We start from the raw sequence: 12,421 nt of genomic DNA, 5'->3' as shown, positions 1-12,421 counted from the left end.
TCAGCCGGGGATCTCGATCACCACCTTGCCGGTGGAGGCGCGGCTGCGCAGCAGCTCCAGCCCCTCGGCAACGCGGGCCAGCGGCAGCACCTGGCTGACGTGCGGGTGCAGCTTGCCTTGCGCGTGCCAGTCGAAGAGCTGCGCCAGAGAGCCGGTCAGCGCCTCGGGGCGGAACTTCAGATAGCCGCCCCAGTAGAGCCCCATGACGGTGAGGTTCTTAACCAGCAGGTGGTTGGCCTTGATCTGCGGGACGGTGCCGCTGGCGAAGCCGATGGTCAGGATGCGGGCCTCGGGATTGCACGCGCGGAAGGCGGCGTCGAACTGTTCGCCGCCGACGGCATCGTAGACCACGTCCGCCCCGCCGAGTGCCTTCACTTCGGCGCGGATGTCGGCCTCGCGCGCGTCGATCAGATGGTCGGCGCCGGCGCGGCGCGCGACCTCGAGCTTTTCCGGACCGCGGGCGCAGGCGATCACCCGCGCGCCCATGAGCTTGCCGATCTCCACCGCCGTGAGCCCGACGCCGCCCGCCGCGCCCAGTACCAGCAGCGTCTCGCCGGGGGTCAGCCGGGCGCGATGATCCAGCGCGAGGTGGCTGGTGCCATAAGCGATCTGGAAACCAGCAGCCACGACGCTCGACATGCTGTCCGGCAGGGGCACGGCGCGGGCCGCCTCGAAGACGCCGTATTCCGCCAGACCGCCCTGACCGCCGAACAGGGCGACGCGCTCTCCGGGGACGAGGTCCGTGACCCCGGGACCCACCGCATCGATCACGCCGGCGACCTCCATCCCGAGGGTGAAGGGCAGGGGCGGGGTGTCTTGGTAGCGTCCCTCGATCATCAGCAGGTCGGCAAAGTTGAGCCCGCAGGCCTCGATCTGAAGGCGGACCTGACCCTCTCCGGGAGCCGGAATCGGTGTCTGAGAGAGATTCGGAACCCGGTCCGACGAGTCAATCCGATAGGCTAGCATGGTATATCCCTCGGTATAGGTTTCGCTCTGCGACGCCTAAGAAAAGCGCTTCTGTCCAAAGAACTTGGCAAAAATGTGAAAGCACCGGAAGCGACGTTAAGTCATTGTTTGGATTTACAACCAAGGAGTGCAACCCATTAACCGTGCTCATCGTTAGCGGCGCAACTCTCTTGATCTGAGTCCGGGAAGCAAGGTAGTTTTTGCTCACCTTATAAGTGTGGCTCCGGCCGCTGCTGTGGGCGGGCGGATTTTTTTGTTGGTGCTCTGGTTTTTTCGCAGGGCGAGTGAAAGGAAAATACGATGACGCATCCCGTGGACGTTCATGTGGGTAAACGCATTCGTCACCGCCGCTGGCTTGTCGGTATGACACAGCAGCAGCTCGCAGAACATGTCGGTATCAAGTTTCAGCAGATCCAAAAGTACGAGACGGGCGCCAACCGCGTCAGCGCGTCCCGGCTGTGGGATATTGCCGATGCGCTCGAGGTGCCGGTGAGCTTCTTCTTCGAGGGTATCGAGAGCGAGCATCAGGCCGAGGATGCCGCCGCCGAGCCGGCGAGCCCCGCCATGCCGACCGACATTTTGGGCGACAAAGAGGCGCTCGACCTCGTGCGCTCCTACTACGCGATCCCGGAAAACCAGCGTCGCCGCCTGTTCGAACTGGCCCGCGTTCTCTCCGACGTCGCTTGAGCCTGAGCGCCCCCTGCGCTAGCTGGACCCGGTAGGGACCGCGCAGCAGGGGGCCATCATGGCTGAGACTTCCGAAACGATTTCCGCAACCCTGGCCGAGGAACTCTGGCAGACCGCCGGAGAGATGGCCGAGGCCGCGCGTGCGGCAATCCTGCCGCATTTCCGTGCCGAGGGTCTCGGCGCGGATAACAAGCTCTCCGAAGGCTTCGATCCGGTCACCGTGGCCGACCGCGCCGCCGAAAAGGCGATGCGCGAGGTTCTGGCGGCGCGCCGCCCGATGGATGCGATCCTCGGCGAGGAATATGGTCGCGAAGCGGGCGAGAGCGGCCTGACCTGGGTGCTCGATCCGATCGACGGCACCCGCGGCTTTCTTGCGGGCACCCCGACCTGGGGCGTGCTGATCGCCCTGTCGGACGCCTCGGGCCCGGTGCTGGGGGTGATCGACCAGCCCTATACCTCGGAACGCTTCGAGGGCGGGTTTGGTCGCGCCGTCTGGTCCGGACCGTTGGGCACCCGTCCGCTGGTCGCGCGCGCTGCGCGGCCGCTCTCCGAGGCGATCCTCTTCACCACCTTTCCCGAGGTCGGCACCGAGGCCGAGGCGGAGGCCTTCCGCCGGGTCGCGGCGCAGGCGCGGCTGACCCGCTACGGCATGGACTGCTACGCCTATGCTCTGCTCGCCGCCGGACAGATCGACCTGGTGATCGAGGCCGGCCTGCAGGCCTATGACATCCAGGCCCCGATCGCGGTGATCGAGGCCGCCGGCGGCCTGGTCACCGACTGGCAAGGCGGCAAGGTGCATGAGGGCGGGCAGGTGCTGGCCGCCGCGAACGCCGAGATCCACGCCGCCGCGCTGGCGCTGCTGAACGGCTGAGCGCGCAGGGGGGCAGGACCCGGGACAGGCTAGGGGCGCTCGCGGCGGGGGCGCCATACTTGCGAACGCTATTAGGAGAGGTGCCAAGCGCCATGCGCGCCTCGACCTTTGCCGATAGCGGGCGTATCAGTCGTATGGTCAGCGGGACTTGGGTCACGGCGGCTGGTCCTGTTTTAAGGGTGGCCGCAGCCTTGGAAGTCTCGCGAGGCTGACAGGGACCGGCATGGTTGCGGGTATCGTGCGATGCCTGCCGCATTCTTCGGCATTTCCCGAAACACCCTCACTCCGCGCCAGCCTTCCCTTTGGCACGCCGAAGGGGCAGGGTGTCCGGACCCATCCGAGGAGACCGATATGAGCGAAATCCTGATCCGCAACGCGCGCGCGGTCCTGACCATGGATGATGCCGAGACCGAACTGTCGGACGCGGACATTCTTCTCCGCGACGGGGTCATCGCGGGGATCGGGTCGCGGCTGGAGACCACCGGAGAGATCGTCGACGCGCGCCATTGCGTGGTCACCCCGGGTCTCGTGAACACCCACCACCACCTCTATCAGGGGCTGACCAAGGCGGTGCCCGGCGGGCAGGACGCGCTGCTCTTCGGCTGGCTGCAGACGCTCTATCCGATCTGGGAGCGTTTCGGCCCCGAGGAGTTCTACGTATCGGCCCAGGTCGGGCTGGCGGAGCTGGCGCTTTCGGGCTGCACGCTGAGCTCGGACCATCTCTACCTCTATCCCAACGGCGCGCGGCTCGATGACAGTATCGCCGCGGCGCAGGACCTCGGGGTGCGCTTCCACGCCACCCGCGGCAGTATGAGCATCGGGGTCTCGAACGGCGGCCTGCCGCCGGACTCGCTGGTCGAGCAGGAGAGTGCCATCCTCGAGGATTGCATCCGGGTGATCGACGCCTTCCACGACCCGTCGGAGGGCGCCATGGTGCGCGTCGGCGTCGCGCCGTGCTCGCCCTTCTCGGTGAGTCGCGAGCTGATGCGCGACAGCGCGATCCTCGCTCGCGACAAGGGCGTGATGATGCACACCCATCTTGCCGAAAATGACGAAGACGTGGCCTACTCGCTGGAGAAATTCGGTTGCCGCCCGGGCCAATACGCCGAGGACCTCGGCTGGACCGGCCCCGATGTCTGGCACGCCCATTGCGTGAAGCTCGACGGGCAGGAGATCGACCTCTTTGCCGCCACCCGCACCGGGGTTGCACATTGCCCCTGTTCTAACTGCCGCCTCGGCTCGGGCATCGCGCCGGTCCGGGCAATGCTCGACGCGGGGGTGAACGTGGGGCTGGGGGTCGACGGCTCCGCCAGCAACGACATGGCAAGCCTCATCGGCGAGGCGCGGCAGGCGATGCTGCTGCAGCGGGTGCAGAACGGCGCCGACGCGATGAGCGCCCGCGCGGCGCTGCGCGTGGCGACGCGCGGCGGCGCAGAGGTGCTGGGCCGCCACGACTGCGGGCAGGTTGCCGTGGGGCTGCGCGCCGATCTGGCGCTCTGGGATGTGAGCGGGCTGGAAAGCGCCGGCTCCTGGGACCCGGCGGCACTTTTGCTTGCGGGGCCGCAGAAGGTACGGCACCTGTTTGTCGAGGGGCGGCAGGTGGTGCGCGACGGGCGCATCGCGACGCTCGACATCGACGCGGCCCTCGTGCGCCACAGAGAGATGGCGCGCACCCTTGCCGGCCTCGGCTGAGACCGGCCAGCGAGCCTAAACCGGGCCGAAGACGCGACAGATTTGACCGGAGGAACCGATGCGACACGCCCTGCCAGCCCGCCTGCTGCCGCTTGCGCTGAGCGTGGCTCTTTCCGCCTGCGTGGTGGTGCCTCTGCCGCAGACAGACTCCGGGGGCGCCCCGGCGCGGTTCCTCGAGGATGCCTCCGGCGCGCAGCTCAACGCGCTGCGCGAACGCAATGGGCTGGCACCGCTGAGCCATTCACCGAGGCTCGAGAAAGTGGCGCAGGGCCATGCGACCGATATGGCGCGCATGCAGAAGATGACCCACACCGGCAGCGACGGCAGTTCCATCGGCACGCGGATCAAGCGCAGCGGTTACAACCTGCGGCGCGGCGCCGAGAACATCGCCGAGACCCGGCGCGGGCTGCGCGGCGCGATGGAGATCTGGACCAAGTCGCCGCCGCACCTGTCCAACATGCTCATGGCCGATGTGACGGAATACGGCATCGCCGGGTCCGGTCGCTACTGGGCCATGGTGGTGGCGCGCACCAAGTAGCGCCGAGACCCGCGCTTGCCGTGACGGCCGTTCCGCGCCAACTATCGGGGCAAGCCAGACCTTCCGGAGCTTGCCCATGACGTTCTCGTCGCCCGTGCTGTCGAACTCTCCGCTACGCTATGTCGTCGCGTCCCTGCTGCCGCTGGCGCTCGCCGCCTGTGTCGACGTGCGCACGCCCGCCGGCGACGCGCCGGCAGCGCCCGTGACCCTAACTGTGCCCGTGGCCAGCCAGCCCTCGACGCCCGGGCGGGTCGACGGGGCGAGCATCTACGAGCTGCGCCGCGCGCCGGCGCAGGTGGTGCAGAACTCGCAGGCCGAGGCGGCGGCAGCCTTCAACGGCTGGCGGCGCGCTCAGGGCCTCGCGCCGCTGACCCGCGCGGCGCAGCTGCAGCGCGCGGCGCAGGTCCATTCCGACGACATGGCCCGGATGAATACGATGAGCCACGTCGGCAGCGACGGCAGTCGGGTCGGAGAAAGGAGCCATGCGCAGGGCTACCAGTACAGCCACGTCTCGGAGAACGTCGCCATGACCCCCTTCGGCATCGACAGCGCGATGGAGCTCTGGGCGAAGTCGCCCTCGCATCGCGCCGCCATGCTGCGTACCGATGTGCGCGAGTTCGGCCTCGCGCAGAATGGGCGTTACTGGACGCTGGTGATGGGGGTGAGGAAGTAGCGCCCCGCTCTCAGAGTGCCCGTTTTCCTGCCACGTAGGTCGCACGCACGGCCCGGTCGTCGCCCATCATGATCGTCGGAAAGAGCGCCTCCCAGATGTCCTCGGCCTGCGCCACGCGCTGCGCGATGGCCGGGGTGGAGGCCAGGTCGAGCACGGTGAAATCCGCCTCCAGCCCCGGTGCGAGGTTGCCGATCCGGTCCTCGGCCATCAGTGCGATCGCCGATCCCTGGGTCGCCAGCCACAGCAGTTCCGCCGGATGCAGCGGGCGGTGGCGCAGTTGCGCCACCTCATAGGCCGCCGCCATGGTGCGCAGCATGGAAAAGGACGAGCCGCCGCCGGTGTCGGTGGCGAGCCCGACGCGCATCCCGGCCTTGGTCAGCCCGTCCATGTCGAAGAGCCCCGAGCCGATGAAGGTGTTCGAGGTCGGGCAATGCACCAGCGCCGCGTTCACCTCTTTAAGCCGCGCGTGCTCACGCGGCTCCAGATGGATGGCGTGGCCGTAAAGACCGCGCTCCCCCAGCAGCCCGTAGGCCTCGTAGGTGTCGAGATAGTCGCGCGCCTGCGGATAGAGCGATTTCACCCAGGCGATCTCATCGGTCTGTTCCGACAGATGCGTCTGCATCAGCACCTCGGGATGCTCGGCCCAGAGCGCGCCGAGCGCCTGCAGTTGCTCGGGCGTGGAGGTGGGCGAGAAGCGCGGGGTGATCACATATTCGGCGCGGCCCCTGCTGTGCCAGCGCTCGAGCAGCGCCTTGCTGTCATCATAGGCCGACTGCGCGCTGTCGCGCAGGAACTCGGGGGCGGTGTCGCGGTCCATGCAGGTCTTGCCGGCAAAGACCCGCATGCCGCGCGCCTCGGCGGCGCTGAACAGCGCCTCGACGGACTCGGGGTGGATGGTGCAGTAGGAACAGACCGAGGTGGTGCCATGCGCCAGCAGAAGGTCGAGGTAGCGCCCGGCGATCTCGTCCGCGTAGGCGCGGTCGGCGAAGCGCGCCTCGGTGGGGAAGGTGTAGTGGTTCAGCCAGTCGATCAGCCGCTTGCCCCAGCTCGCGATCATCGGGGTCTGCGGATAATGCGCATGGGCGTCGACGAATCCGGGCACGATCAGCGCCTCGCCGTGATCCACGACCTCGGCCCCGGGGTGGGCGGTGCGCAGCGCCTCGGCGGTTCCGGCCTGGCGAATCACGCCTCCCTCCACCAGCAGCGCGCCGGCGCTCTCGTGGTGCGCTGCCCCGGGCCCCTCGGCAAGCGGGGAGGCGGTGAAGGCGAGCGTCTGGCCCAGATGAAGGGTCGTCGGTTGGGTCTGGGCCATGCTTGTCCTCGTTTCGGCGGTCGCCTTAGGATGCGGGCGGGCAAGATCAAGCGCAATGCGCCTCTGTTGCTCGTTCCTGCATTCCCCTAAGGTCTCCGCGAACGGCATTCAACGGGGCAGGCATGAGCGAAGAGACCGGAAACCCGGCGGAAGAAACTCAGGACGACGAGACCAACCCGCTCGAGCGCAAGGTGGTCTCGGCGATCCTCTATGCCGTGGACGTGGAAGACCGCGAGCAGCTCGTCGAGCTGATGGAGCCGCTGCACGCCGCCGACATCGCCGACCTTCTGGAGCAGATCAACGCCTACGACCGGATGCGGCTGATCAAGCTCTACGACAAGGAGTTCGACGGCGAGATCCTCTCGGAACTCGACGAGTCGATCCGCGAGGAGGTGATCCGCGGGCTGACACCCGAGGTCCTGGCCGACGCGGTCCGCGAACTCGACTCTGACGACGTGGTCGACCTTCTGGAAGACCTCGACCAGGAACAGCAGGACGCCATCCTCGACGTGCTCGAGGACAGCGACCGGGTCGCGGTCGAGAAATCGCTGACCTATCCGGAGTATTCCGCCGGCCGACTGATGCAGCGCGAGGTGGTCATGGCCCCCGAGCACTGGAACGTCGGCGAGGCGATCGACTTCCTGCGCAGCAATGACGATCTGCCCGAGCAGTTCTACCACATCATCCTGGTCGATCCGAAGCTGCGCCCGGTGGGCAATGTCACGCTCGGCAAGCTCATGGCGTCGCGCCGGGAGGTGCTGCTGAAGTCGCTGGTCGAGGAGACCTTCAACGTGATCCCGGTGACCCGGCCGGAATCCGAGGTCGCCTACATGTTCAACCAGTACCACCTGATCTCGGCCCCGGTGGTCGACGAGAACGAGCGGCTGGTAGGTGTGATCACCATCGACGACGCGATGACCGTGCTCGACGAGGAGCACGAGGAGGACATCCTGCGCCTCGCCGGCGTCGGCGACGAGAGCCGCATCTCCGACAGCGTACTCGAGACGACGCGCCAGCGCCTGCCCTGGCTTGCGGTGAACCTGATGACGGCGATCCTTGCCTCGCTGGTAATCGCACAGTTCGAAGACACCATCGGCCAGTTGGTGGCGCTCGCCGTATTGATGCCGATCGTCGCCTCGATGGGTGGCAATGCCGGCACCCAGTCGCTGACCGTTGCAGTGCGCGCCCTGGCGACGCGCGACCTGACCAGCTCCAACGTCTGGCGGGTGATCACCCGCGAGCTGATGGTCGGGCTGATCAACGGGCTCAGCTTCGCGCTGGTCATGGGGGTGTTGGAATTCCTCTGGTTCGGCAGTGCGATGCTGGCGGTGGTGATCGCCGCGGCCATGGTGATCAACCTCGTGGTGGCGGGGCTGGCGGGCATCGCCGTGCCGGTGGTGCTCGACAAGTTCAAGATCGACCCGGCACTGGCCTCCGGCACCTTCGTGACCACGGTGACCGACGTGGTCGGCTTCTTCGCTTTCCTCGGCCTCGCGCAGGCGGTGCTGCTGTGAGCCTCGCCGCCGCCAAGCGCGCCGCCCGGGCCGAAGCCGCCCTGCGCCGGAAGGCGGCCCATGCCGAAGATACCGGCGCCGGGGCAGGGATGCTGAGCGCGGTCCTGGCCGGCTATCGCGGCGTGCCGCTCTCGGGCTACATGCCGATCCGTTCCGAAATCGACCCGCTGCCTGCCATGGCCGAGGCGGCGGCGCATGGTCCGGTGGCGATCCCGGTGATCGAGGCGGCGGGCGCGCCCCTGCGCTTCGCCCGATGGGAGCCGGACATGGCGCTGGTGCCCGGCGCCTTCGGCGCGATGATCCCCGAGGCGCCGGAGTTCCTCACCCCAGAGATCCTCATCGTGCCGCTGCTGGCCTTCACCCGCAGCGGTCACCGGCTCGGTTACGGCGGCGGCTTTTACGACCGCACGCTCGAGGTGCTGCGCGCGGCGCGGCCGACGCTGGCCATCGGCTTTGCCTACGACGCGCAGGACGCCGGGCAGATCCCGCTCGAGCCCACCGACGCACCGCTCGACATGATCGTGACGCCGACCGGGGTGATCACGCCGCCCGCCGGCTGAGCGCGCTCCGGAAGCGCGATCCGTGCGGGGCAGGACCGGCAGTGCGCCTGCTCCTGTGCGGAACTCGCAACGATGGGTTCAGCGCTTTCAGACGGGGTGCGGTCCACGCGCAAATCCCGCGCCGTTGGCGTGCTGATACCGCTGGCACCTGCAGCCTCCGCCGCTTCCGATGCCACTTCCGATGAATGCCAGCTCGGCCCCGGTCGCGGTCCTGATTTCACGGCTGCGCCGTGAGCGCCTGCGGCGCGCGTATTTTCAAAGAGAAGAAGACCGGACAGTCGCGGCTTGCCTGGGACTCTTGGCCTTCTTCTCTTTCCAAATACGCCGGGGGAGTCCGCGCAAGCGGACGGGGGCAGCGCCCCCTCGATTCCGCCGCGCGTCGTTCAGAGAGCGCGCCAGCCGATGTCGCGGCGGCAGAAACCCTGCGGCCAGTCGACGGAATCCACCAGCGCATAGGCGCGGGCCTGCGCCTCGGCGAGGGTCGCGCCGCGGGCGGTGGCGTTCAACACCCGCCCACCGGTGGCGACGATCTTGCCATCCTTCTCGGCGGTTCCGGCGTGGAACATCTGGGTGAAGCTGTCCTCGGGCAGTGCCTCGAGCCCGGAGATCACCGTGCCCTTCTCGTAGCTCCCCGGGTAGCCGTCGGCGGCCATGACCACGGTCATCGCGTGATCGTCGGCCCAGGTCACCTTGGCCTCGGCCAGCCGGCCTTCGGCGCAGGCGTGGATGAGATCCAGCACCTGGCCGCCGAGGCGCATCATCAGCACCTGGCACTCCGGATCGCCGAAGCGCACGTTGTATTCCACCAGACGCGGCTGCCCGTTCTCGATCATCAGGCCGACATAGAGCACGCCCTGATACGGTGTGCCGCGGCGGGCCATCTCGGCCATGGTCGGCTTGACGATCTCGTCGAGCGCCTTTTGCGCCACCTCGTCAGACAGCACCGGGGCGGGGGAATAGGCGCCCATGCCGCCGGTGTTGGGGCCGGTGTCGCCCTCGCCGACGCGCTTGTGGTCCTGTGCGGTGCCGATCGGCAGCACGTCGGTCCCGTCTACCAGCACGAAGTAGGAGGCTTCCTCGCCGGTCATGAACTCCTCGATCACCACCTCGGCGCCGGCACCGCCGAAAGCGCCGCCGAACATGTTGTCGATGGCCGCTTCGGCCTCTTCAACCGTCTCGGCGATGATCACGCCCTTGCCGGCGGCGAGCCCGTCGGCCTTGACCACGATCGGCGCGCCCTGAGTGCGGACATGCGCCTTGGCGGCTTCGGCGTCGGTGAAATGGCCGTAGCCCGCGGTAGGCGCCTTGGCAGCGTCGCAGATTTCCTTGGTGAAGCTCTTCGAGGCCTCGAGCCGGGCGGCGGCCTGCGACGGGCCGAAGACCAGCACGCCGGCCTCGCGCAGCCGGTCGGCAACGCCCGCGGCGAGCGGCGCCTCGGGGCCGACGATGACGAGATCGATGGCGTTCTCCCCGGCAAATTCCGCCACCGCGCCGCCGTCCTCGACGTCGAGCGTGGCGCATTCGGCGATCTGCGCGATGCCCGCATTGCCCGGGGCGACGATCAGCTTGTCGCACTTGGGGTTCTGCATGACCGCCCAGGCCAGGGCATGTTCGCGACCACCGCCGCCGAGGATGAGGATGTTCATGGGGCCCGCTCTCTCAAGGTAAGGATCGCGGGCTTCCTAGCGGCGGCAGGGGGATCTGGCAAGAAGTCAGGGGATCGCGGGGCGCAGGCGGAGGCGCCTTTGTAACAACAGCATGGAATCGCCGGAGCGGCGCCGCGTCGCGTCGCGGTGCTCCAAGGCGATGCGGTGCATCTGCGGGCCCCGATCCTGCTGAAGGCCAGCGAGAGCCGCGACCCGGTCGAGGCCTGCGCTCTGTGCTGCCCGCGCTGCCACAAGGCGGCAGAGGCCGAGATGACGCGGGCCTCGAACGCCTCGGCGCCTCGAGCGCACCACCTTTCGCTCGCCGGCGGGTGCCGCTAGTCTGGGGGCAACACGAGCAGGACGAGCAGCATGGACCTCTTCGAAGACGACGCCCCTGAAGGCGCAGGCGACGGCAATATGCCGGAATTCACCGTCTCCGAGCTTTCGGGCGCGGTGAAACGGGTGATCGAGGGCGAGTTCGGCTTCGTGCGGGTGCGCGGCGAGCTCGGGCGCATCTCGCGGCCGCGCTCGGGGCATCTCTATCTCGACCTCAAGGACGACAAATCGGTGATCTCGGGTATCGTCTGGCGCGGCGTCGCCTCTAAGCTCGATATGCAGCCCGAGGAGGGGATGGAGGTCATCGCCACCGGGCGGCTGACCACCTATCCCGGCCAGTCGCGCTATCAGATCATCATCGAGGACATGCGTCCCGCGGGCCTCGGCGCGCTCATGGCGATGCTGGAGAAGCGCAAGGCCATGCTGCAGGCCGAGGGGCTCTTCGATCCGGCCCGCAAGAAGCCGCTGCCGTTCCTGCCCGAGATCATCGGCGTGGTGACCTCTCCTTCGGGCGCGGTGATCCGCGACATCCTGCACCGCCTGCGCGAGCGGTTTCCGCGCAAGGTGCTGATCTGGCCGGTCGCAGTGCAGGGCAAGGCCTGCGCCCCCGAGGTGGCGCGGGCGATCGAGGGCTTCAACCAGCTCACCCCGGGCGGCGCGCTGCCGCGGCCGGACCTCTTGATCGTCGCCCGTGGCGGCGGCTCGGTCGAGGATCTTTGGGGTTTCAACGAGGAGATCGTCGCGCGTGCGGCTGCCGCTTCGCAGATCCCGCTGATTTCCGCAGTGGGGCACGAGACCGACACGACGCTGATCGACTTCGTCTCGGACCGCCGTGCGCCAACCCCCACCGCCGCCGCCGAGATCGCGGTGCCGGTGCGCATGGAGCTGCTGGCGCGGGCAGGCGAAGGGCAGATGCGGCTGACGCGGGCGTTGACCCACCGGCTGGAGGTGCGCGGCCAGCGGCTGCGTGATCTCGCCCGGGCCATGCCGCGCGCCGAAACGCTTCTCGACCAGCCACGCCAGCGGCTCGACCTGCTGTCGGACCGCTTGCCGCAGGCACTGATCCGTGGCGTCGACCGGCGCCGGCTGGCGCTGTCGCAACCTGCGGGCGCGCTGCGCCCCGGGCTGCTCACCCGCATGCTGGCCACCCGGGCCGAGGCGCTGGGGCGTCGTGCCGACCGCCTGTCCATCCGTCCGATCCAGCGCGAGATCGCGCTCGGGCGCGACCGGCTGGAGGCGCTCGGCAAGCGGCTGGGTGATGCTGGCGCGCGCCGGGTCGAGGCGCCGCGAGACCGGCTCGACGGGCTCGACCGGCTGCTGCAGACGCTGAGCTACAAGGGCACGTTGGCGCGGGGCTACGCGGTGGTGCGCGGCGAGGGCGGCCAGGTGCTGACCAGTTCCGCCGCCGCCAAGGAGGCCGCGGGTCTGGAGATCGAATTTGCCGATGGGCGGATGAAGATCGGCGGCGGAAGCGGCGGGACGGGCAAATCGAAAACCGCCAAGCGGCCGGAGCAGGGCAGCCTGTTCTGATTTCTCGGTGGGCGAGGAAGGGGGCTCTGGGCCGCCTCGCACCTTGTGGCAGGGAATTCAGAAGGGGGCGCTGCCCCCGCCGCGCTGTGCGCGACT

The 12,421-nt window shown here is 68.5% G+C and carries 11 protein-coding genes; 8 read left to right on the top strand and 3 right to left on the bottom strand.

Annotated features, from left to right (window positions below; all coding sequences use genetic code 11):
• Nucleotides 1–966, bottom strand: coding sequence for an NADPH:quinone oxidoreductase family protein (locus tag BM397_RS23835; RefSeq protein WP_092429586.1), 966 nt, complete (start codon nt 964–966; stop codon nt 1–3).
• A 300-nt stretch (nt 967–1,266) separates the two neighbouring features.
• On the opposite strand from BM397_RS23835, the gene BM397_RS23830 reads away from it, so the two are divergent.
• The 5 genes from BM397_RS23830 to BM397_RS23810 all read left to right on the top strand — a co-directional run bounded on the left by BM397_RS23830 (nt 1,267) and on the right by BM397_RS23810 (nt 5,427).
• Nucleotides 1,267–1,653, top strand: coding sequence for a helix-turn-helix domain-containing protein (locus BM397_RS23830; RefSeq protein ID WP_092429584.1), 387 nt, complete (start codon nt 1,267–1,269; stop codon nt 1,651–1,653).
• Between the two features lie 58 nt (nt 1,654–1,711).
• A complete protein-coding gene (gene hisN / locus BM397_RS23825) occupies nt 1,712–2,524 on the top strand; it encodes a histidinol-phosphatase (RefSeq protein ID WP_092429582.1) in 813 nt (270 codons plus the stop codon).
• A 351-nt stretch (nt 2,525–2,875) separates the two neighbouring features.
• Nucleotides 2,876–4,216, top strand: a complete 1,341-nt coding sequence (locus tag BM397_RS23820; protein ID WP_092429580.1) for an 8-oxoguanine deaminase — start codon at nt 2,876–2,878, stop codon at nt 4,214–4,216.
• Between the two features lie 58 nt (nt 4,217–4,274).
• The gene (locus BM397_RS23815; protein WP_092429578.1) at nt 4,275–4,754 is read left to right on the top strand and encodes a CAP domain-containing protein; all 480 of its coding nucleotides are present in this window, start codon (nt 4,275–4,277) and stop codon (nt 4,752–4,754) included.
• A gap of 76 nt (nt 4,755–4,830) precedes the next feature.
• Nucleotides 4,831–5,427, top strand: a complete 597-nt coding sequence (locus BM397_RS23810) for a CAP domain-containing protein (protein WP_092429576.1) — start codon at nt 4,831–4,833, stop codon at nt 5,425–5,427.
• Between the two features lie 10 nt (nt 5,428–5,437).
• Here the strand turns inward: BM397_RS23810 and guaD are convergent, their stop codons facing one another.
• Nucleotides 5,438–6,739: a guanine deaminase gene (gene guaD / locus BM397_RS23805; protein WP_092429574.1), complete on the bottom strand. Its 1,302-nt coding sequence runs from the start codon at nt 6,737–6,739 to the stop codon at nt 5,438–5,440.
• 122 nt (nt 6,740–6,861) lie between these two features.
• Here guaD and mgtE point away from each other — a divergent pair, with 122 nt between their 5' ends.
• Both mgtE and BM397_RS23795 read left to right on the top strand, forming a co-directional pair.
• Nucleotides 6,862–8,253 carry a magnesium transporter gene (mgtE, locus tag BM397_RS23800; protein ID WP_092429572.1) on the top strand — a complete coding sequence of 464 codons (1,392 nt, stop codon included), beginning with the start codon at nt 6,862–6,864 and terminating at the stop codon, nt 8,251–8,253.
• Nucleotides 8,250–8,813, top strand: a complete 564-nt coding sequence (locus BM397_RS23795) for a 5-formyltetrahydrofolate cyclo-ligase (protein ID WP_092429570.1) — start codon at nt 8,250–8,252, stop codon at nt 8,811–8,813. Before mgtE ends, BM397_RS23795 begins: the two co-directional genes overlap by 4 nt.
• A 383-nt stretch (nt 8,814–9,196) precedes the next feature.
• On the opposite strand, the gene purD is transcribed toward BM397_RS23795, so the two are convergent.
• A complete protein-coding gene (gene purD, locus BM397_RS23790; protein ID WP_092429568.1) occupies nt 9,197–10,459 on the bottom strand; it encodes a phosphoribosylamine--glycine ligase in 1,263 nt (420 codons plus the stop codon).
• A 369-nt stretch (nt 10,460–10,828) separates the two neighbouring features.
• On the opposite strand from purD, the gene xseA reads away from it, so the two are divergent.
• Nucleotides 10,829–12,325, top strand: a complete 1,497-nt coding sequence (gene xseA / locus BM397_RS23785) for an exodeoxyribonuclease VII large subunit (RefSeq protein WP_092429564.1) — start codon at nt 10,829–10,831, stop codon at nt 12,323–12,325.
• The last annotated feature ends 96 nt before the right edge of the window (nt 12,326–12,421 follow it).

It is taken from the genome of Alloyangia pacifica (genome assembly GCF_900116195.1).
GTDB lineage: Bacteria > Pseudomonadota > Alphaproteobacteria > Rhodobacterales > Rhodobacteraceae > Salipiger > Salipiger pacificus.
Note: the sequence above shows the minus strand (reverse complement) of the source record. Positions and strands in the feature narration are given on the sequence as shown.